Raw genomic sequence first — 21,051 nt, 5'->3', positions numbered from 1 at the left:
GACAGCGTTGGGGGTGACGCAACGGGTGTAGTGTTAATAAATATTCATTTGTTAGGGGTAAAACAGAGGTTACTTCTTCAGAGTACCCCACACCCTACACCCCACACCCCACACCCAAAAGCCACTGATATCAAGGGTTTGCGCGTAACTTAGTGCCATTCGGTTTATGGTCTATAAGAGGCATTCTGTTCGCTAACTCTCAGTCCCATAATTATTAAGTCTCGTTCCACACCGTCAAGTTCTCCGATTCTGGGCAAATGCCCCCAAGCTTGAAAACCAAACGTTTCAAAAAGTTTCAAACTGGGCTGATTGTGAGCAAAAATGAATCCTACTAAGGTTTTTAGACCCAATCTCGGACTTTCTTGAATCGCTTGCGCCAGAAGTTGCTTTCCCAAGCTACAGCGACGGAAAGCAGGGGCAATATAAATACTAATTTCGGCAGTTTTACTATAGGCTGGTCGGCCATAGAATGTTTGAAAACTCAGCCACCCAGCAATTACTCCCTCTACTTCGATTACCCAAAGTGGGCGTTGTGAAGGCGATCGCCCATGAAACCAAGCAAGGCGGCTTTCCACGGATACTGGTTCTAAATCAGCAGTTGCCATGCGGCTGGGAACGGCAGCATTGTAAATTGCCACAATGGCAGGCAAATCAGTTTCAGTTGCATGGCGGATAATCATCGCTGCCGTTTAGGAAAAATGGAGAAAATATTCAAAGATAATACAGCATTTGGGCTAGTAGTTTTGTGCCCTCTTGCAATTATCACAGGTGCTTGACAATAGATTGGTAAAGCAACATACTTTTCTCTCGTTCATTGCTCAAAGATATTGTTCTAAACTATTACGTTTTGAAATTGTACGATTGCTTATGAGGTTAATTGACTGCTGATAATTAACTGTCCACAGTCAACACGAAAAGAATAAATCTTTTTTACTCGTACTATATATATACATCTTTTGTGGGAGTGAGTTAATTTTTAGAACTTCTCTCGTTACCAGATTTGCGATCGCTGCTCGTGTTTAAGTCTGCTAAAAGAGGGTCAAAACCCATAAACACAAGTTTAATCGGCAAATTAACTATCATAATTATTCAGGAAAACAATAATATTTAGTAGCTATAATTACAATCTTTATTTATCTTTTAGTTAGAGGCGATCGCAACTTTCAAATACAGCTAAAGATAGAGGGTGATTCCGTTGATATTACCTACCATCGAGATAGTTATGAAGATTTATGTTTGAGCTTTTATGTCTAGCAATATAGTAAAAAAAAATCAATTGTCCGAAGAGGCTCCAGGACATAATCCCGGTATAAATACATCTATAGAAGTAGAAATATCTTTATTTATCAATAGATTTAAAACTGGTGTTTGGCTGATCGGTATTCCATCGTGGCTTTTTGGATTAACCGACAGGAGTATGGCTGCATATACTGATGGTTATATATCTCCTATAGAAGTTTTTCAGCTTTTTACAGCCTCCTTCTTTTTTCTTAGTTGGTTGTACTTGAAACCAAACAATAGTCTTGATGATAGCCTAAATCAAGAAGGATGTCTCTGTCCAACTCAAGCAGGTCAATATGAGTTGAAAAAGCGACATATGATTAGCCAGGAGTATATTTTACCTTTTCCTTACCTTTGCCAAATCTACCATCTCTTGAATCTAAAACATTTAGAAACAGTTCATAGTTTTAGCTTGAGTAAATTAAAAATCTTGAATATTAGTTATTTCCAACCAACAAGTATTGGTGGAATTATTAAATTTCAAACCATTTTAGATTCTCCAGTCAATCCTCTGAGAATTTGGAGACAACCAATTGTAGAAGTGGATTTAATATTACATAATCCATATACAGTTGAACTGAGTATTCCAGTCTACGATAACAAAAGAATAATTGTGATCTTTCATGCCGTACCATTAACAGAGAAAGAGCATCAGTTCTTTATCGAGATTTACAGCGATCTAAATTGGCCCAAACCTATATTGCAAGTCTTATTGCATTTTGCTGCTTGTTTGACGCTATTTGAAGATTTGCCTTATTTACGCAATCTGGCTGAGACAAATGTAGAGCGTTTATTTAAATTAAGTAAGTTTTCAAATCACGCAAATACTTTGCTCTTTAAAAGATTCGTTGAGCTATATGGTGCAGGCACAGAAAAAACTCAATTGATGGGGAGCAAGTAGTCGTAGAGAAGCGATCGCTCGCGTCTGTCAGTAGTCGTAGAGACGCGATTAATCGCGTCTCTACAAGAAAGAATCAGTCGTTTTATTTCCCCAGCTCGCCCAGCTTTATTTATGCCCGTGCGAGTAGGGGAGCAGCAGCTAGTAAAGTTTTGGTGTAAGGATGTTGAGGATTGGCAAAAATTTCTTTTGTAGAACCTAGTTCCACAATTTTACCGCCATGCATCACAGCAATCCGATCGCACAAAAACCTCGCTAGCCAAAGGTCATGAGTGATGAATAAATAAGTTAACTCAAATTCTTCTTTTAACTGCAACATCAGATCCAGTACTTGGGATTGCACGCTAGCATCTAACATACTCACTGGTTCATCACAAATTACTAGTTTTGGACGAGTAATTAAAGCACGAGCGATCGCAACTCTCTGCTGTTGTCCGCCAGACAAATCTGATGGATAGCGTTCGTAATAAACTTCTGGCGGTGTTAACCCTACTTTCTGAAGCATCCACAAAACCTCTTGTTTTGCTTTGGCTGAATCGGCAAGATTGTGGATAAATAAAGGGTCAGCTATACTTTGTCCCACTGTCATGGCTGGATTTAGACAAGCATGGGGGTCTTGAAAAACCATTTGCATTTGTCGCCGGGAAAAACGAATTTCTTGACGCGACAGCCTAGTTAAATCTTTTCCCAAAAACTCCACTTTGCCAGCAGTAGGACGAATGAGTTGCAATATTGTCCGCGACAGCGTACTTTTACCGCAGCCTGACTCTCCAACTAATCCCAGAATTTCCCCAGGATAAAGTTCGAGATTGATGCCATCCACTGCTTTAATTGTTTGATCTTGCACCTTAAACAGTCTTTCAATAAAGTTCGGTTCTATCGTGTAATGCTGCTTCAGTTCGGTGACGCGCAAGATTGGCGATTGGTTATGAGAACTTGGGTGTGTGGTATCGGGAATAGGTAAAGAATTATCCCTAGTTCCCAGTCCCCAGTCCCCAGTCCCTTCTACTGCTTGAATGTGTAAAGCTGCTTGCAAAAGCGATCGCGTGTATTCGTGCTGTGGTTGTCTAAATACAGATTCTGTCAAACCCATTTCTACCATTTTGCCGTCATACATTACGCCAATGCGATCGCAATACTCCGCCACCATTGCCAAATCGTGGGAAATTAGCAGCAGCCCCATATTTTCTTCACTGCACAGTCGAGTTAATTCTTGCAGTATTTGAGCAGAGACAGTAACATCCAAGCTGGTAGTCGGTTCGTCAGCGACAATTAACTTCGGCCCCAAAAGTAAAGCTAAAGCGATCGCTACCCTTTGCCGCATCCCACCGCTAAACTCGTGAGGATACTGATTCCACCGACTAGCTGGAATCTTCACTTTTTCTAAAGTGGCAAGTGCTTTTTGTTTTGCTTCCCGCGCCGATAATTGTGGTGAGTGCGCTTGTAGAGTTTCAATACAATGCTTACCAATCGTCATCAACGGATCGAGGCGCGTCATCGGATCTTGAAAAATCAGCGCCACCGCTTCTCCCCGAAATTTCCGTAACTGAGGTGGTGTTAAGTCAAACACCGATTGTCCCTGAAATGTTACCCGTCCCTCAACCCGACTAGAGGCTGGTAACAAACGCATTGCGGCTCGTCCTAAAGTTGACTTCCCACAACCAGATTCTCCTACCAATCCCATTCTTTCACCGCGTTGCAGAGTGAAAGACACATCATCAACTGCCCAACTTAGGTCTTCCCCACCCCGCTGAGGATAGGCAACTCGCAGATTTTCGATACAAAATAAGGCTTCACTCATAATTTAGTTATCAGCCCTGAGCTACCAGCTTCTATAAATTCAAATTTAGGATAGTCTATCAAATTAGTAAAAGTAGCTGTTCGAGGAAGTAGGAGAATATTAGTCAATTATTACTAATCTTATATCTTGCAAACTTGGGGGATGAAGCAGATGAGGTAGTAACTGCGTAACCAGCACTGCTAATCCCAATTACACTAGACACATAGCCAGCTCGTCCAATCCCCGCCATGTCTGTTGCTCAAGAATTAAACACTAACCAAGACAGCCAAGAAGATGTTATCTTTCCTCCTGGTGATTTATATAGTGACGAACCACCCTTGGAAACTGAATTACATCTGCGACAGATAATCTTACTTCTTAAATGCCTAGAATGGTTATGGCGGGACAGACAAGACTTTTACACAGCTGCTAATCTTAGCATTTACTACAGTCCCACACAACGCAAATCTCAGGACTTTCGAGGGCCAGATTTTTTTGTCACGCTAGGAACAGAACGCAAAACCCGTAAAAGTTGGGTAGTTTGGCAAGAAGATGGAAAGTATCCTAATGTAATTGTCGAAATCCTTTCTCCGAAAACTGCTGATATCGATCGGGGCTTAAAGAAACAAATTTACCAAGACACTTTTCGCACGCCTGATTATTTTTGGTTCGATCCAGATACATTAGAATTTGCTGGGTTTCATTTAGTAGATGGTGAATATCAACTACTAGAACCAAATAATCAAGGACATTTGTGGAGCCGACAGCTAGATTTATATTTAGGGATTCATCAAGGACTATTACGATTTTTCACGCCCACAGGACAGCTAGTTCCTACACCAGAAGAAGTAGCAGAACGTTTGGCTGCCAAACTTAGAGAATTAAATATTGACCCGGATACAATTTAGCACTCCGAGTAAAAGTGTTGAGTTAATACTAGTAGTTCACCACGCAAATATTGACAGGTGTAGGCTCTTAAAAGGGGAAAGGGGAAGGGTTTAAAACCTTTACCCCTTATACCGTTTCTTTATGAGGCTGCGCTAAATTTCTTTAGCTGTTTCTTTGTGTACTTTGCGTCCTTTGCGGTTCGTTATATCATTCAGCGCATCTTCACACAGAATTGGTATTACCCTTTTCTTGTCTGTCAAAAAGACTTTGGCAGATTACTAGAATGCAACTGATGAATCTGGCGATCGCAATAGGACTACGGCAGTCAAACAAATTACAGCAACGCCCTTTTTTCCTCTATGACTAAATCTCTGGATCGACTAAGCGGGTAGTGGGACGACTTTGATACAAATCTTGAATTACTTGCACAGCAACAACTACAGCTACAAGAGCGATAACTAAAATGGGTAACAAACCTTTGCCAAAGATGGCTAGCAAAAGTAGTACACTTGCCCCTACAAGTCGATACTGAGAACGAATTTTGCAGTAGCGGATTACCCCAAATCTATGCAGAATACCAATAGCTGATAAGCATATTGCTACTGAACCACAGATCAGCCATCGCCGCTCGTCAGGTAGTGCTAGGGTTGCCTTACTCAACAAGATTTGTTCTACGCCGACTCCAGCAGCAGTAATTCCGATCACTAGCGGTAAATGGGTGTAAAGCCAAAGATTAACAATACCAACTTGTCCTTGTGTCTTTGCCCTTTGAATAGGTGTACCACCCAAGTTATCAAAATAGATCCACCATAAGCTAAAAGCAATGATTAGACCAAAGATAGCGGCAAACACAGTTAAAATATCCCATTTCTGCTCAGAAACACCTTCAATAACTGCGATTATTGCTTCACCTAAAACAATCATGGTAAATAGCCCAAAACGTTCTGGCAAGTGGGAAGCGTGGGGAAGTAGTTTTAACTGGAATTGGCGTGCTGTTAGGGGGGTACTAAAATCAATGATGATTCCCAATCCCCAAAGTACGAATCGCCAGGGAACGGGTATAAATGCTGATATTAACCATAAAAAGGCAGCGATCGCAAAACCTATGGCGTAGCGAGTAGTTAAAGGACGCGCTGTCGGAATGTGCATACCCGCACGAATGTATTCGACAATTAGCACAACCCGACCAAGTGCATAAGAAATGGCAAAACCCGGAGAACTTTCACCCAAGCCATGATGGATGTTAATAGCCATTGCTGCTGCTGCCAGCATATGTAAACCAACAAGCAACCGCCGGATTACATCATCGCTATCAAAGCGGTTGGCATAGTATGTTGTGCCAATCCACGACCACCAAATCGGTATAAATAAAACTACAAACCCAACCCATCCGGAAAAGGAGATATCTTCTGTGAAATTATGGGCGAGTTGAGAAACTGCAACTACAAATACTAAATCATAAAAAAGCTCTAGCCAAGTGGCACGTCGTTCTTCTTCGCTCTCGTCACCAATACGTAACCTAGGAGGTTGCAGAAAATTGGTCATATTTGGTAATCATTGCTTTTGAATAATTACTAAGATACGATAATTGCCCACATACTAAACCTTAGCCTGATAAATGATAGGTGTTACAAAGGGTGTAGGGTGTAGGGTGTAGGGTGTGGGGTGTGGGGTGTAGGGTGTAGGGTGTAGGGAATATTCCTTTTTCATGCATGGTGATGAAAATTTTTTCATCGGGACTGCCTTCTGAACAAACCTGCCAGCACGCTATAAATAACATTAAGTTTTTAAACGTTGAGGTTTGGAAGCGGAAAGTTCTTGTGGTTGTAACAGCAATCTATTGCCTTGGTCATCTTTGCAAACTAAGAAGATGCCTAAACTCGGACTGTGGTGAGAACCGTAAATCGTCAGTAGACGACCATATTGTGGCATTCTGGGTTCGCTAACATAAACTTTCTGCCCAAACCTCAGATCGAGTTTCTCGTTCATAGTTCAATTGTACTGATGTACTAATATTAATAGTACATCAAGCGAACAAGATTGCTGAATTCTTCTTCAAAAACCTTGTTGTGTCCATTTGTCCCACAACAGATGTACATCATCAGGTTGTTCGTCGTAGTTCAACATCTCGTCTGAAATTGTTACCCAGGGCTGGGCGCTGCGCGTCCAAATGTTACCAACTGGATGTAAATTTGTTGTATCATCCAACGTCCCAGCTTTAACGTTGATAGTACTTGGGTTGTAAGCCCGATCGTGAAATAATCGCGTTCCGCAGTCACCGCAGAATATGTTTTTGACTTCCCGTCCGCTATCAGCTTTGCGAATCCAAGCTTTTGGCTGTCCTTGAGTAATAACTACAGCATCTCTTGCGACAGTCAATGACATCCCAAAGGCACTGGAAGATTGTTTTTGACACTCTTTACAATGGCACAAGTAGAGTGTTAAAGGTTGGGCGCGGATTTCATAACGAATATTCCCGCATTGACAACCCCCAACATATGGAATCATATCATGTCCACCTAAATAGTTACGATAAGAGTGACGCGGAGATGGGGAGACGTGGGGACGCGGAGAATTTTTAATTGTAAGTGATTACCGGACATGATATCACAAGTTTTCTCTCCTTGAGAACTAGTTATTAGTGTAATATCAACTCTGTATAATGAGTTCGCCGAAATAGCAAATGAGTTCGCCGAAATAGCAAATGGGTTCGCCGAAATAGCAAATGAGTTCGCCGAAATAGCAAATGAGTTCGCCGAAATAACAAATGAGTTCGCCGAAATAGCAAATGAGTTCGCCGATATAGTAAATGAGTTCGCCTACGGTACACTATTGGCGATCGCTCTATTATCAAGGAGCTATAGCCGTAGTCACACCCTTTAAGACAATTGCGATTGCTCAAAACCTTATAGCAACCGACTCTTGTACAGACGCGATTTATCGCGTCTGTACTCCTAACTCAGCACTCAGCACTCAGCACTCAGCACTCAGCACTTCGCTATATTACGATTGAATCCGAAGTATTAAGAGCACAGTACTGGTAAGGGTTTGGGGGGGTAGCCAAGCTAAAAGCGATCGCCTAATTAATTCAATCACTGTCTGTTCCTTCAAGGATGAAGCCTGCTCATCAAGTACCAACTGTCTCACCCGTCCTCGGCTAACTTGGAATTCAAACACCAAATCGCCACTGAAACCTCTAGGAAGTTGAATTGGTTGCAAGTATTGCGCCAAGAGAGAAATCATCTGTGGACTCAATCCCGTTACGTTCACAATCTCTAAACGCAAGCTATAAAAATTACTAGAATCATCAACATCTGTAAATCCGATTTCTGGCTCCGATATTGGAATATAGCTTTCCATCGCTAATGATTGTATCTCTTCAAACTGTGGCAACGGTTTGGGGAGAGCAGGTGCAGCCATGGGAGCTGGTGGCGGTGGTGCAGATTGTTTTTTCATTTCCCGCCTTTGCGTTACCCTTGCACCTCCAGGAGCAGCACCAGCAGTAATGTTACTAAAAATACCTTCATGCATTATAGCTTCAGGCATTTCCACAGGTACTTGCACAGATACAGAATCTTGGTTGGGATTGACCCCGATATCATCACTGACAGCAACAAAAGCGGTATATTGCGATAAAAGTTGATAAGTCAAAGCCGTATCTGTCACTGCTTTTACACCTTCTTTAGTATCGCCACTCACCATTTGATTCATTAAATCCTTGATGCGGGAACGTCCCCAAAGTTGAGCAATAGCAGGATTACCTGTTTGTGGAAAATCTAGATGAAAACTGTGCTGATAACGCTTACCACCCGCAGCAATGCCAGTAACATACAACTTTCCAGAACGCGCGTCTGGTTTGCGTCCAAATAGCACTAAGGGTTGCTCCGCAAACAAATCTGGTGGTGTAGAAGGATACATAATTGGAGATTCCCCCTTACCCTCCCATTGCAATTGAATATTGGCGAGGACTGGATTATTTATTTGGTGAAAGAATTTTTCTACCACTTCATCTACAGGTTCATCATGGCGAATAATTCGAGCAATACCTCGTCCTAATTCCGCAATCCGATTGAGTAAGAAACGATTCACCGAACTACCTGCACCAAAGCTATGCAGGCGGGTTCCTGGCTGGAGACACTGTTTAATTTCTGCTAAAATTTGGTTTTCGTTGCCGATATAGCCATCAGTTAGTAAAACAATATTTCGCAAGCGTCCCGGATTTGTAACTTTTAAGTTTAAAACGGCGCGAATACCGCTTAACATCTCCGTTCCACCACCAGCGTTTAACCGATTGATATAGTTGATTGCTAATGAGCGATTTTGGCTAGTATTCGTAAGGGGGACAGGTGAGAGTTGCCGTATAGTATCGGAAAAATCAATAATATTAAAGGTGTCATCGGGATTGAGTCCATCGATAAAACGGTGCATCAATTTTTGACATTGCATCAGTGGTTCGCCACTTTGAGAACCGGAAGAATCGATGAGAAACACCATATCTTTAGCGACAATCTCATCAGGACGGTATTCCAGGGCGGGAATCAGATATAGTGCGAAGTGTCCACCCCGTTCATCGGCTTGGGTGAGTGTAGTTGTTTGAATATTATTACTGCTAACTTGGTAGTGTAAAATGAGGTCTTTGTTGGGTATGGTGTCTGTACCTGCTAGTTTGACATTCACTAACTGTCCTTCACGAATGATTTGGATTTGGTGAGAGGGTGAGTTAATATCTGAAATTTCAACGCCAGCATTAATTTCGATGGTGACATTAATATCATGACGCGATCGCATTCCAGCTGGTAAAAGAGGAGCGTTTAAGCGAGAAGCGTCTGGAACTAGATCGGTATCTTGATTTGAAGTCATGGGTGCAATAGCTGAACCACCCCCAACTGCATTTTCTGCGATGGCGATCCCTGGAATGTAACGAGGGCCAACAACCATCGGGAAGATAAACTCGTAATTTCCCCTCTCAAATTTTAGACTGTCGCTGTAGCGAATAATCACATCAATTTGTTCGCCTGGTTTGATATTTGCCAGAGATTGGGTAAAGATATTGTCTCGTTCTTGTTCGAGGAGTCCAGCTGTGTGTCCCTGTTTTCTGGCTTGTTCGTATATGGCTAAAGCTTCTTGACGTTTTTTGATGCTGCCTTGAATTGTGCGATCGCCTATGCGAATCAGCATATCATCAACGGCGGCTTCATCAGGTAAGGGGAAGATATAAACAGCTTCTAGGGTTGTGGTAAAAGGATTTTCAAAGCTTTGAGTAACTTCCATCCGTGAAATGTTACCAGCGATTTTGGCTTTTACTTCAGTGTGTTTGAGAGGAAAGGCAATCTGTTCGCTAGAGTTTTGCAGATATAAACCACTGGGTTGTTCTAGGGTTTGAGTCATAATCTTTACCTAACGCTTTTGCTTGCTGTCTCTAGCGTAGGCGGGTTTTTCGGGGAGATATGCTCAGTTTTGTGCTCACTAAATGCTCAGTGATGGGTTTAAGGTGAAATATTCAGTTTCGTTTAAGCATATACTAATTTTTTTAGATACTGCTTGCAGCCTGTATGATTTTAGTCATATACTTTTGTAATAAAAACTACCGAGAATAAATCAATTAAAATACTTTTTCTAGTAAAAATACAGAAGTATATTGAGTAAATATTTATACATTTTAATCAAGATAAAACTTATGCGTCTCGATTCAGTTTTAGTTAGATTTTATAAGTCATTCAATGTTGACTATATGAAGCAACATGATTCTAGAGCGCATAAAAAGCCTTGGGAAATCATTAAAGCCGATAATACTGAAATGTGGTATCCCTATATTCAAGTACCGATAGATCCAAAAATCACAGCTATTGTAGGTGCAAATGAATCAGGCAAGTCTCATCTTTTAAGTGCCATTGAAAAAGCAATTACTGGGTATGCTATTGAATACGACTCTAAAAAACAACCAATTTCTTCAAGAGATTTTTGTCGCTATTCAGAGCGTTTTCTTGTAACTTCTGACAAAAATCGTCTGCCTGACTTTGGTACAGAATGGTCATGTCTATCTGAGATAGAGTGTAAGCACATCAAAAAACTATCTGATATTTCTCAAAGCCGTCCATTAGATAGATTTTTTCTTTTTAGGACTAGTGGCAACTTGCTCAGTATATACCTTCCTGAAGATGAGGGAAAATATTCCTATCATGAAGTTGATCCTCGAAAAGTAGATGAGTTTATAAAAATACTACCAGGAACTCGCAGGCTGAAGAGTAACATAGCACTTCCTTCAAGTATACCAATTCAAAAACTTGTTCAAAAAGTCAAGGGAGAAGCTGATTGTACTAAATATGAAATGCTTTCAAATACTCATCGTCAAAGAATTCGTAAGTTAATAGATGAGTTTTATAAGAACCCACAAATATTTAATAATTCTAAAACTCCATATAATTTTAATGAAGATAAAGCATCCAATAATGTAATACAAGAAATTATCAATATTTTATCTGATTCTGATAGTACTTTAAACGAAAAAGAGAAGGATAAACAAGAAGAAGAGGTTAATCTAACTTATCAATTACTCTGTATAATTGCTGAAGTTAATGAGATAAATTTGTTAGATTTAGCGCATTCGATGGAAGCTAACGATGTAGGATATACACAGGCTATAATAGATAAAATAAATAGACAACTATCGGCAAATCTCAACTTCCCAAACTATTGGGTTCAAGATAGCAAATTTCGCTTACTTGTATCAGCAAAAGATCACAATCTTGAATTCACAATAGTTGATAGGACAGGAACCAAATATTCTTTTGATGAACGTAGTAATGGATTGAAATACTTTCTTAGTTACTTCATTCAGCATCGCTCCTATGAACCTCCAAATAATATTCCTGAAATTCTATTAATGGATGAGCCTGATGCTTTCCTATCCAGTCGAGCACAACAAGATTTATTGAAAATCTTTGAGGAAGTTGCAAATTCAGAAGATAGAAAGTCAGCTTCTCAGGTAGTATATGTAACTCATTCACCATTTTTGATAGATAAAAATCACGGCGAAAGAATTCGAGTTTTAGATAAAGGAAGTGATTATGAAGGTACTCGTGTAGTAAAAAGTGTATCTAGAAATCACTATGAACCACTGCGTTCTGCATTTGGTGCTTTTGTAGCTGAAACTGTTTATATAAGTCATTGCAATTTAATGGTAGAAGGACCTGTTGATCAAGTCCTTCTTGCAGGAGTATCAACTTACTTGCGTACTTTTGATGTAGCTTCAAAGCGTGAATCACTTGATCTGAACGAAGTTACTATTGTTCCTGCTGAGGGAGCATCAAATATTCCATACTTAACTTATCTAGCTCGTGGACGTGACTCAGAACAACCAGCAGTAATTGTTTTACTAGATAGTGATGATTCCGGTAATAACGCTAAAAAAGAATTAACTAAGAAAGGTTATGGTCCTCGAAAAAAACCACCACTGAAAGAAGAATTTGTCCTGCAAATTGGTGATTTGAGGCAATTAGGTGTTAATTTTCCTGAAACACTTTCAAGTCCTGAAGTTGAAGATTTAATACCAATACCTATTAGTGTTTTAGCTGCTCAAAAATTTGCTTCAGAGGTGCGGGGTGTTAGGGAGCGTGACACTAGAGATATTACGGAAGAATTTGTTCAGCATAAAGTTGAATTAGGTGAAACAATGTTTGATGCGGTAGACGCTTGCGTTAAGCAATGTTCAAAAGATCCACACTATCTTGATAAAGTTGGGTTTGCACGCAGTGTTGTTGAAGTAATTAACTCTTTAAAAAGAGATACAAATCGAGAAATGAAATATACTGAAGCTTTAGATAAATTTGAATTCAATTTCAAGATATTATTTCGAGAACTTGACAGACGAAAATCTTTAGCAGAACTTGAGCGTACTAGAGAAAAAGCTTCTCAAAAACTGAAAGATATTGAGGAAAGTTTCTTCTCTAATCATCCAAATACTGCTAATCGGGAAGATGTTGTACAGTTCTTAGAAAAATTAGAAGCTCTTTTACTTTTAGATGATAGTTTTGATAGTGATGAAATTAGAAAAGGTATAGGATGTATTAGAAATGATTACCAGCTTAATTTTAATTTGAGCGAACCTGTAGAAAATTATGAAAAATTCAAGCAAGATTTACAACGTCTTAAGTATTCAGGGAAGTTTGCAAGTCAAGAAAAACAGGAAAATTTCCAAATTATTCATGAAGGTAAATTAATTAATTCATCAGGCAATAATCAGAGTTTAGAGTTATCTAAACCTTCTTCATTAGATGATGATAATTCAAAGAATTCTTCATCATCGGAAGCAAAAATTATGAACATTAAAAAATCGAAGAGTAAAAATAATACAGGCAACGCTGATTCTACAGCTTCTAGTTAACTTGAAAGTTTCTATTGTTACGTAGAGTTCAGATACAAATTTTTATCCTTTGCACAAAACACATATGTGAAATTTATACTTTTTTTGTAGGTACAATTGGTTTATTAGAATTGTTTGAAAATCATTCCCAGATTCTCGACTTATTTTAAGAAGTCGGAATCTCAGCCATAGATGTATGTCAAACTCTCTGAAAGCATCAACAGCAGGACTAGCAATTGTAGACAAATCCCGTCAACGTCTGGGTTGGACAAAAACTAGCACGGCGCGTTGGTGGCAAGATGCCCATACATCTAGAGCTACTTTACGCCGATTTTGGCAAGGCGATCGCATCCAGCGAGAAATTTTCATTGCTATCTGTCAAGCTGTAAGAATTGAAAACTGGGAAGCGATCGCAGATTTATCCGATGCAGACGCAGACTTAGAAACTATTACAGACATTCCTATATCCTACCGAGACTGGAATGAAGCACCTGATATCGAAAGCTTCTATGGACGCAATCGGGAATTGGTACAGTTAGAAGAATTGATTGCTAGCCAAAACTATAAATTAGTCGCCATTAACGGTATTGCTGGTATTGGCAAAACTACCCTAGCACTGGCTTTAGTAGATCGCATTCAATCAAAATTTGATTGTTTAATTTGGAAGTCTGTACAAACTTCCCCATCTCTGCTTTCCCTACTGAATAGCCTGCTAAATTTCTTCGAGCAAAGCCTTGTCCAAAATATTCAACAAGGTACTGCACAACTCATCCAGCAGTTACAAAAACATCACTGTCTGTTGGTATTAGATGGAGTAGAAGCTATTTTCTCACAGCCAAAAGACTTAAGTTACAGTCAATTTATCCAGCAATTAAGTCGGGAACGGCATCAAAGTTGTATTCTGATTAGCAGCCGCGAACAAATAAGCACTGTTGAAATTAACACAAAAGTATTTCGTTGTTTAAATCTCAAAGGGTTGCAGAAAACGGAAGCTGTAGAATTATTGCAATCAAGGGGATTTACAGGCAAGGAATTGGGGTTATCAGCCTTGATTCAACTTTATCGCGGTAATCCCTTAGCGCTGAAACTGGTAACACCATTGATTCAGTCTGTATTTGGTGGGAATGTTGCTGCTTTTTTGAAGCAGAATACTTTAATTGTAGGCGATCGCTTGCATGTGATGCTCCAACAGCAATTTGAGCAACTTTCCGGCTTAGAGCAAGATATTCTCTACTGGTTAGCAATTTGGCAAGAACCTGTCTCATTCTCTCGATTGCAAACCCACTTGCTGATATCCGTTGACCCAGCTATGGTTTTAGAAAGTATTGTAGCTTTAGAAAAGCGATCGCTTTTAGAAAAATGGATCGGCGATTATGAACCCTCGTTTACATTGCAACCCCTAGTAATGAAAGTGGTTACAGATGAATTGGTAGAAAATACAACTCAAGAGATTCATCGAGTAGTGCAGAGTCATGATATTCGTCATTTTCAGATATTGCGAACCCATTGGTTGCTACGACCGGGTACTGACGATATTACAGGCGATCGCATTTTAACTCAACTGAGGAAAAAGCTCTGGCACTTATATGGTGCAACTCTTCCACAAATCCTTAATCAAATTTTATTATTGTTAAAGGGTCAATCTCCTTTAGCAATGGGTTACATTGGCAGCAACATCGCAATCCTCTTAGGAATAGACTTAGTATGACCGATGTTTCGGTCTCAGACGCTATTTATAAAGGAAATATTGAGTAGGATGTGTTACGACCTTAACAGTTTAGCTGTCTTTGCGGGCAACATGAACAGCAGAAAGAAACTCTAGTTGTACGCTATCTCCAATTTTTTCTAGCTTCTCCCGCAATCCTGCAAAGAGTAACTCTTTGGTTTGTGGTTCCAGTCTCCGAAAGGTACTTAAAAGCTTGAGATAATTATCAATGCTATAGGTGACTTCACACGCAGTTTGCTCAACGACCAACTCTTTGAAGCAACCGGAGTCCAAAACCTCTTGTCCAAACCCCCTCAAAATCTCCGCTTGAACTTCCGCACCTTCATATCGGGCAAATGAGGGAGCATAAGCTTGATACACTTCCTCAATCGCTTGGTAAACTTCGTATTTCGGTTCTGGGGTCAGATTCCATAGCAAAATAAGAAAACCGTTATCGCACATTGCCGCTGCTGCCTTGGTATATCTAATCTCTGGCGGTATCCAGTGAAAGGCATTGGCAGATAGAACAGCATTGAACTGTTTTGCTTCTAGTTTCCACTCCTCAAATGATGTATTGCAAATTGTAACTTTTGGATAGCGATCGCAGTTGTGTTGTGCCAAATGATAAAAGTCCTGGTTTGGCTCAATACACGTCATTGAAAAACCAAATTGAGCAAAAGCCACCGTCGCATTTCCCGGGCCACAACCAACCTCAAGAATCGACGCATCTGAGTCAAGTTGGGCTAAAGCGACAGCCCGATCGATTAATTCCTTTGGATAGGACGCTCTTGCATTGTAATAAACATCCGCAACGGGAGAATACCAAGTCCTTCGCTGTTCCAAATCCATAGAAGCTCTGGCATTTATTTCTTGTCTAGGGTCTTGCATAAGCTAGGGCGTGTCAGCGATGAAGTCCAATTTCATTATTGTCAACAAATATTTAGTTACTCTAAATATTCGTAACTAATAAATTTAGTTAAATATATATTTTAGCTGCTAAGGGCTTGAATTTTATTTAGTGCCGTGTAATACTACTAAATCAATCACCGTTAAATCGGTAGATGATTCGTATTTAATTGCAAAACCTCTGTATTACTTTACAAATAAGTCTTTTAGGTCTTCTAAAAATTATGCACAGATGAATTCTGCTAGTCATGTCTGTGGTGTTAAAAATATTGCTGTCTATGAAGGAGTGAGAGCTAGTGAGTGCAAGTCAATTAGCGTCTGAGCAATCATCTAACAATGGCTCTGATATAGATTTAGAAGCCGATGTCTTAGTTATTGGAGGTGGCCCGGCTGGTGCTTGGGCGGCTTACAATGCGGCGGCTGTTGGAGTCCGGGTTATTTTGGTAGATAAAGGCTACTGTGGTTCTAGTGGAGCAACTGCGTCTGGTGGAACCAGTGTGTGGTATGTAGCAAACCCCAACCAACGAGAAACCGCTATGGCCAGTCGGGAAGCTCTGGGAGGGTTTTTAGCAGAGCGTTCTTGGATGGAGCGAGTTCTAGATCGCACTCATGCAAATCTGTATGAGTTAGGTAACTGGGGTTATCCCTTTCCCTCCGACCAACAAGGACAACCTTACTATCGTTCCCTCCAGCAAGGCGCAGAATATATGCGTCTGATGCGTAAGCAAGTTAAGAAAGCTGGAGTACAGATTCTTGACCATAGTCCGGCTCTAGAATTGCTAGTAGATCGAGAAGGAGCAGTGTCTGGAGCAAAAGGAATACGTCGTCAAGCGGGTGGACGCTGGACAGTGCGAGCCAAAGCAGTAGTCATCGCTACTGGTGGTTGTGCTTTTTTAAGTAAAGCCCTCGGTTGCAATGTCCTCACCGGAGATGGTTATTTAATGGCAGCTGAAGCTGGTGCGGAAATGTCTGGGATGGAATTCTCTAATTCCTATGCTCTCACTCCTGCTTTTGCTTCTGTAACTAAAGGAGCTTTTTATCGTTGGGCAACATTTACTTATGAAGATGGCACAGTAATTGAAGGTGCTGGTTCTCAACGGGGACGCTCTGTAATTGCCAAGACATTGCTGACTCAGCCTGTATACTGTAGCCTCCACGAAACTCCAGAAGAAGTCCGGACTTGGATGCGAACCATCCAGCACAATTTCTTTTTGCCATTCGACCGGCGAGGAATTGACCCCTTTAGCCAACGCTTTCCAGTCACTTTGCGTTTGGAAGGTACAGTACGAGGTACTGGCGGTATTCGGATTGTAGATAATTCTTGTGCTACCTCAGTACCCGGACTCTATGCAGCTGGAGATGCAGCCACACGGGAATTAATTTGTGGTGGATTTACAGGTGGTGGTAGTTACAACGCAGCTTGGGCAATGTCTTCTGGCTATTGGTCAGGCCAAGCGGCGGCTGAATATGCTCGTCAATTGGGAAACAAGGCCAATCAACGACTAGTGCATTCAATTGGACAGGCAGCAGTTAGTTCCGAAAGTAGCCATACTTTTAACCTCCAAGAAGTTATCCGCGCTGTGCAAGCCGAAGTACTACCTTACGATCGCAATCTTTTTCGCACTGAACGAGGCTTGAGCAATTCTTTAGAAAGATTGCATACTTTGTGGCGAGAAATCCGCCATAGTGCTGCCCCCTCTGATAGCCAAGCATTACCAGCTAGAGAAGCGGCGGCAATGGTCGCCACTGCCAGATGGATGTATACTTCAGCACAAGCTAGAAAAGAAACTCGTGGAATGCATAAGCACCAGGATTATCCTCTGCAAGATGCTAATCAGCAAGATAGGTTAATTAGTGGTGGATTAGATACAGTTTGGACAAAGCCTGAAAAAGAAGTCGTCAAGAGGGAGTTAGTAGCACGATGATTGAATTAGTCAGTGAATCTCGCTGCATTAAATGTAATCTTTGCATCACTGCTTGTCCTACCAATGTGTTCGATGCAGTACCAGGAAGTGCGCCTAAAATTGCCCGCCAGAGCGATTGTCAAACTTGTTATATGTGCGAACTTTATTGTCCTGTAGATGCACTGTATGTCGATCCCAACGCTGATGAATCAGTTCCAGTGGATGAGGAGACTTTGATAGCAGCTGGGTTACTTGGCAGTTATCGCAAAAACGTCGGCTGGGGAAAGGGACGCACACCTGCGGCTAAAACAGAGAAATCTGCCTACTACTATCCAGTTATGCAAAGTAACAGCAATTTGCCTACAGATGCTCAAGGCAGAATTCTTCCTTGGGGAACGCCGCAAACTAATTCGTAATTCGTAGTTCTTAATTGAGAAGTTTCCTATTTTCAGTCTATGAGTACCCATGCACTTGAGCGCAGTTTTAGACATCGTTTTTTGGCTTCAGTCACAACTGTTGTGCTTTTATCCGGTCTTGCCAGTTGTGCTTCTCAACAAAGCCAGTCTAATAACTTAGCAGTAGCTTCATCCAATACTGGAGGAAATTCGACAGAGGCGAAAACTCTAGTTTTACGAGTTGGCTTTATCAGTTCCGAAAGTAAGTTACCTATAGGCCCAGAGGGTTGGACGTTGCAAAAAGGGACATTGACACCTGCGCTCAAAAGCCTGGGTGTGACAGAAGTGAAATTTATTCCCTTTGTCGGAGGCCCGGCACTTAACGAAGCTCTAGTTAGTGGTCAATTAGATATGGGTTTGTATGGAGATACGCCAGCTTTAGTTGGTAGAGCAGCTGGTTTGCCAACTCGATTAATTAATCAGACAAGAGTTGGTCAGAATGCTTGGTTAATTACTAAGAAAAATGGTGTACGCTCAGTTGCACAACTTAAAGGTACAAAAATAGGAGTTGCTAAAGGCACTTATCCTCATCGCTATCTGATGGGTTTACTGGAAAAAGAGGGACTGACTAAGGATGTGAAGGTAGTACAGATTCCTGCTGCTGATGCAAAACCAGCATTAGAAAGAGGTGATATTTCCGCTTATCCATTTGCTATGGGAGCAGGGCCAACATTAGTTTCTCAAGGATTTCCTGCAATAGATCGAGCCAAAGATCATCAGGGGTTAGTGGGGACGGGGGTCAGTGTGGTGACAGAAAATTTCCTCTCTCGACACCCAGAACTCCCGCAAAAGTGGAATCAGATTAGACGACAAGCATTGCAGGAAATTAAGGCAAATCCAGAGGCATTCTACCAGTTTGCGGCTCAGGCAAGTGGGAATGTGCCGTTGGCGATCGTTAAAGAATCCTATCCACTAGACCTTTATCCCACTGAACCTTTTACACCAGAAGGATTGAAACTCTTAAATTCAACAAAGCAATTTTTAGCCGATCAGAAATTGTTGAAATCTGATTTTGAGATCAAAGATTGGCAAATCTCCAATCCCTAAAACTTTTTGTATAGCCGTAGTCACACCCTTTAGGACAGTGTTGATTGCTCAAAGCTTTGAAACAAATGGATTTCTACTCAGCACTCAGCACTCAGCACTTTGCTATAAAAGCTACTCTCGCATTCTTGGGGAAGCTTTACCCTTCCCCTTTTCTTAACTTTATAAGGAGTAAATTTCATGAATATCAGTCAAGATGCTTCTAATCTAGATTTAGTGACCGATGTATTAATTATCGGCGGTGGCCCATCTGGTACTTGGGCTGCTTGGAGTGCTGCAACCAGTGGGGCAAAAGTCGTTTTAGTAGACAAGGGTTACTGCGGTACAAGTGGAGCAGCCGCAGCTTCTGGGAATGGTGTGTGGTATGTTCCACCAGATCCAGAACAACGAGAAGCAGCAATGGTGAGTCGGGAAGCGATGGGAGGCTTTCTGGCAGATCGTCATTGGATGACTAGGGTATTAGATCGCACCTACAACAATATTAACTTCCTGGCTGATGAGGGCTATCCTTTCAGTGTGGATGCTGATGGCAAAGTTATCCGTCGTTCCTTGCAAGGCCCAGATTATATGCGGTTTATGCGGAGGAAAATTAAGCAAGCAGGTGTAAAAATTTTAGACCACAGTCCGGCTTTAGAGTTGTTGGTGGATGCAGAAGGTGCTGTGGCTGGGGCTAAGGGTATCAATCGTCAATCTGGGGAACGTTGGAAAGTCCGAGCCGGGGCAGTTGTGATTGCTACAGGTGGCTGTGCTTTCTTGAGTAAGGCTTTGGGTTGTAATGTCCTCACTGGGGATGGTTTATTGATGGCAGCCGAGGCGGGTGCTGACTTCTCTGGGATGGAATTTTCTAATGCTTATGCAATTTCTCCGGCTTTTTCTTCTGTCACCAAGACTCGTTATTACGATTGGGCATCTTTTACTTATGAAGATGGCACTGTAATTGAAGGTGCAGGTTCTAAGCGCGGTCGCTCGGTGATTGCTAAAACTTTGCTGACTCAGCCAGTATATGCACGTCTAGATCGAGATATGAATGAGGAGACGATAGCCTGGATGCGATCGTCTCAGCCTAACTTCTTTGTTCCTTTCGATCGCGCTGGGATTGACCCCTTTACTCAACGATTCCCTGTAACCTTACGTTTAGAAGGGACTGTACGCGGTACTGGTGGGATTCGGATTGCAGACTACACCTGCGCTACCTCAGTTAGTGGACTCTATGCAGCAGGAGATGCAGCTACTAGAGAGTTAATTTGTGGTGGCTTCACAGGTGGTGGTAGTCATAATGCAGCGTGGGCAATGTCTTCTGGCTATTGGTCTGGACAATCTGCTGCTAGCTATGCCTTGAGTTTGGGAGGAAAAGCCACCCAACGTAGTGTACAGGGTGTGGGAGAAGCGGGATTGCATGGTGAAGGTAATAGTACATTCTCACCGGATGAAGCGATCGCCACAACTCAAGCTGAAGTTTTCCCCTACGATCGCAACCTCTTCCGCACTGCTACAGGTTTAAGTGCCTCGCTGGAGAGACTGGATGACCTCTGGCAAGAAATCCGTAATAGCCAAATACTCGATGATAGCCAAATTGTGCGATCGCGCGAAGCAGCAGCGATGGTTGCAACTGCACGCTGGATGTACAACAGTGGTTTGCAACGCCAAGAAACCAGAGGAATGCACAAGCGTATGGATTATCCGGGACAAGACCCCAACCAACAATATCGTCTGTTGAGTGGTGGTTTAGATCGGATTTGGGTCAAGCCTGAATCTGTGGTTGCAAAACGGGAATTAGTAACAGTGTGATTCTCAAGCCACACCTTGGAGGTAGGAAGAAATGAGGTAA

At 41.5% G+C, this 21,051-nt stretch carries 17 protein-coding genes; 9 read left to right on the top strand and 8 right to left on the bottom strand.

Annotation, left to right across the window (positions count from 1 at the left end; translation table 11 throughout):
• Window positions 1–164: 164 nt before the first annotated feature.
• Window positions 165–680, bottom strand: coding sequence for a GNAT family N-acetyltransferase (locus I8752_RS05210; protein ID WP_214431264.1), 516 nt, complete (start codon window positions 678–680; stop codon window positions 165–167).
• 566 nt (window positions 681–1,246) lie between these two features.
• Between I8752_RS05210 and I8752_RS05205 the strand changes: the two genes are divergently transcribed.
• Entirely contained in the window at window positions 1,247–2,182 is a 936-nt protein-coding gene (locus I8752_RS05205) for a hypothetical protein (RefSeq protein ID WP_214431263.1), read from the top strand.
• 109 nt (window positions 2,183–2,291) lie between these two features.
• Here the strand turns inward: I8752_RS05205 and I8752_RS05200 are convergent, their stop codons facing one another.
• Window positions 2,292–3,980 carry a dipeptide ABC transporter ATP-binding protein gene (locus I8752_RS05200; RefSeq protein ID WP_214431262.1) on the bottom strand — a complete coding sequence of 563 codons (1,689 nt, stop codon included), beginning with the start codon at window positions 3,978–3,980 and terminating at the stop codon, window positions 2,292–2,294.
• A gap of 227 nt (window positions 3,981–4,207) precedes the next feature.
• Here I8752_RS05200 and I8752_RS05195 point away from each other — a divergent pair, with 227 nt between their 5' ends.
• On the top strand, window positions 4,208–4,867 hold the full coding sequence (locus I8752_RS05195) for a Uma2 family endonuclease (protein ID WP_214431261.1): 660 nt from the start codon (window positions 4,208–4,210) through the stop codon (window positions 4,865–4,867).
• A 343-nt stretch (window positions 4,868–5,210) separates the two neighbouring features.
• Here the strand turns inward: I8752_RS05195 and I8752_RS05190 are convergent, their stop codons facing one another.
• The 4 genes from I8752_RS05190 to I8752_RS05175 all read right to left on the bottom strand — a co-directional run bounded on the left by I8752_RS05190 (window position 5,211) and on the right by I8752_RS05175 (window position 7,355).
• Complete coding sequence (locus I8752_RS05190) at window positions 5,211–6,392, bottom strand: low temperature requirement protein A (protein WP_214431260.1); 1,182 nt, start codon at window positions 6,390–6,392, stop codon at window positions 5,211–5,213.
• Window positions 6,393–6,453: 61 nt separating this feature from the next.
• Window positions 6,454–6,627, bottom strand: coding sequence for a hypothetical protein (locus I8752_RS05185; RefSeq protein WP_214431259.1), 174 nt, complete (start codon window positions 6,625–6,627; stop codon window positions 6,454–6,456).
• Window positions 6,627–6,836: a hypothetical protein gene (locus I8752_RS05180; protein WP_214431258.1), complete on the bottom strand. Its 210-nt coding sequence runs from the start codon at window positions 6,834–6,836 to the stop codon at window positions 6,627–6,629. Before I8752_RS05180 ends, I8752_RS05185 begins: the two co-directional genes overlap by 1 nt.
• Window positions 6,837–6,902: 66 nt before the next feature.
• The gene (locus I8752_RS05175) at window positions 6,903–7,355 is read right to left on the bottom strand and encodes a GFA family protein (protein WP_214431257.1); all 453 of its coding nucleotides are present in this window, start codon (window positions 7,353–7,355) and stop codon (window positions 6,903–6,905) included.
• A 301-nt stretch (window positions 7,356–7,656) separates the two neighbouring features.
• Between I8752_RS05175 and I8752_RS05170 the strand changes: the two genes are divergently transcribed.
• A complete protein-coding gene (locus I8752_RS05170; RefSeq protein WP_214431256.1) occupies window positions 7,657–7,860 on the top strand; it encodes a hypothetical protein in 204 nt (67 codons plus the stop codon).
• Here the strand turns inward: I8752_RS05170 and I8752_RS05165 are convergent.
• Window positions 7,851–10,235, bottom strand: a complete 2,385-nt coding sequence (locus I8752_RS05165; protein ID WP_214431255.1) for a VIT domain-containing protein — start codon at window positions 10,233–10,235, stop codon at window positions 7,851–7,853. The two genes, I8752_RS05170 and I8752_RS05165, sit on opposite strands and share 10 nt — an antisense overlap.
• 289 nt (window positions 10,236–10,524) lie before the next feature.
• Between I8752_RS05165 and I8752_RS05160 the strand changes: the two genes are divergently transcribed.
• Both I8752_RS05160 and I8752_RS05155 read left to right on the top strand, forming a co-directional pair.
• On the top strand, window positions 10,525–13,230 hold the full coding sequence (locus tag I8752_RS05160) for an AAA family ATPase (protein ID WP_214431254.1): 2,706 nt from the start codon (window positions 10,525–10,527) through the stop codon (window positions 13,228–13,230).
• A gap of 175 nt (window positions 13,231–13,405) precedes the next feature.
• Window positions 13,406–14,917, top strand: a complete 1,512-nt coding sequence (locus I8752_RS05155; RefSeq protein WP_214431253.1) for an NB-ARC domain-containing protein — start codon at window positions 13,406–13,408, stop codon at window positions 14,915–14,917.
• 69 nt (window positions 14,918–14,986) lie between these two features.
• On the opposite strand, the gene I8752_RS05150 is transcribed toward I8752_RS05155, so the two are convergent.
• Entirely contained in the window at window positions 14,987–15,802 is an 816-nt protein-coding gene (locus tag I8752_RS05150; protein ID WP_214431252.1) for a class I SAM-dependent methyltransferase, read from the bottom strand.
• Window positions 15,803–16,116: 314 nt separating this feature from the next.
• On the opposite strand from I8752_RS05150, the gene I8752_RS05145 reads away from it, so the two are divergent.
• The 4 genes from I8752_RS05145 (at window position 16,117) to I8752_RS05130 (ending at window position 21,011) form a co-directional block, all read left to right on the top strand.
• Window positions 16,117–17,745 carry an FAD-dependent oxidoreductase gene (locus I8752_RS05145; RefSeq protein WP_214431251.1) on the top strand — a complete coding sequence of 543 codons (1,629 nt, stop codon included), beginning with the start codon at window positions 16,117–16,119 and terminating at the stop codon, window positions 17,743–17,745.
• Window positions 17,742–18,140: a 4Fe-4S dicluster domain-containing protein gene (locus I8752_RS05140; protein ID WP_214431250.1), complete on the top strand. Its 399-nt coding sequence runs from the start codon at window positions 17,742–17,744 to the stop codon at window positions 18,138–18,140. The genes I8752_RS05145 and I8752_RS05140 overlap by 4 nt, the downstream gene beginning before the upstream one ends.
• A 39-nt stretch (window positions 18,141–18,179) precedes the next feature.
• Window positions 18,180–19,226, top strand: coding sequence for an ABC transporter substrate-binding protein (locus I8752_RS05135; protein ID WP_214431249.1), 1,047 nt, complete (start codon window positions 18,180–18,182; stop codon window positions 19,224–19,226).
• A gap of 177 nt (window positions 19,227–19,403) precedes the next feature.
• Entirely contained in the window at window positions 19,404–21,011 is a 1,608-nt protein-coding gene (locus tag I8752_RS05130) for an FAD-dependent oxidoreductase (protein WP_214431248.1), read from the top strand.
• Window positions 21,012–21,051: the final 40 nt, after the last annotated feature.

It is taken from the genome of Dendronalium phyllosphericum CENA369 (assembly GCF_016056275.1).
GTDB lineage: Bacteria > Cyanobacteriota > Cyanobacteriia > Cyanobacteriales > Nostocaceae > Dendronalium > Dendronalium phyllosphericum.
The sequence above is the reverse complement of the archived record's forward strand: the minus strand, read 5'-3'. Positions and strand labels throughout refer to the sequence as shown.

Bases quoted from the DNA above. Each gene is read 5' to 3' on its own strand.
- I8752_RS05210 (WP_214431264.1), bottom strand. From the start codon at position 680: ATGATTATCCGCCATGCAACTGAAACTGATTTGCCTGCCATTGTGGCA.
- I8752_RS05205 (WP_214431263.1), top strand. From the start codon at position 1,247: ATGTCTAGCAATATAGTAAAAAAAAATCAATTGTCCGAAGAGGCTCCA.
- I8752_RS05200 (WP_214431262.1), bottom strand. From the start codon at position 3,980: ATGAGTGAAGCCTTATTTTGTATCGAAAATCTGCGAGTTGCCTATCCT.
- I8752_RS05195 (WP_214431261.1), top strand. From the start codon at position 4,208: ATGTCTGTTGCTCAAGAATTAAACACTAACCAAGACAGCCAAGAAGAT.
- I8752_RS05190 (WP_214431260.1), bottom strand. From the start codon at position 6,392: ATGACCAATTTTCTGCAACCTCCTAGGTTACGTATTGGTGACGAGAGC.
- I8752_RS05185 (WP_214431259.1), bottom strand. From the start codon at position 6,627: ATGTTATTTATAGCGTGCTGGCAGGTTTGTTCAGAAGGCAGTCCCGAT.
- I8752_RS05180 (WP_214431258.1), bottom strand. From the start codon at position 6,836: ATGAACGAGAAACTCGATCTGAGGTTTGGGCAGAAAGTTTATGTTAGC.
- I8752_RS05175 (WP_214431257.1), bottom strand. From the start codon at position 7,355: ATGATTCCATATGTTGGGGGTTGTCAATGCGGGAATATTCGTTATGAA.
- I8752_RS05170 (WP_214431256.1), top strand. From the start codon at position 7,657: ATGAGTTCGCCTACGGTACACTATTGGCGATCGCTCTATTATCAAGGA.
- I8752_RS05165 (WP_214431255.1), bottom strand. From the start codon at position 10,235: ATGACTCAAACCCTAGAACAACCCAGTGGTTTATATCTGCAAAACTCT.
- I8752_RS05160 (WP_214431254.1), top strand. From the start codon at position 10,525: ATGCGTCTCGATTCAGTTTTAGTTAGATTTTATAAGTCATTCAATGTT.
- I8752_RS05155 (WP_214431253.1), top strand. From the start codon at position 13,406: ATGTCAAACTCTCTGAAAGCATCAACAGCAGGACTAGCAATTGTAGAC.
- I8752_RS05150 (WP_214431252.1), bottom strand. From the start codon at position 15,802: ATGCAAGACCCTAGACAAGAAATAAATGCCAGAGCTTCTATGGATTTG.
- I8752_RS05140 (WP_214431250.1), top strand. From the start codon at position 17,742: ATGATTGAATTAGTCAGTGAATCTCGCTGCATTAAATGTAATCTTTGC.
- I8752_RS05135 (WP_214431249.1), top strand. From the start codon at position 18,180: ATGAGTACCCATGCACTTGAGCGCAGTTTTAGACATCGTTTTTTGGCT.
- I8752_RS05130 (WP_214431248.1), top strand. From the start codon at position 19,404: ATGAATATCAGTCAAGATGCTTCTAATCTAGATTTAGTGACCGATGTA.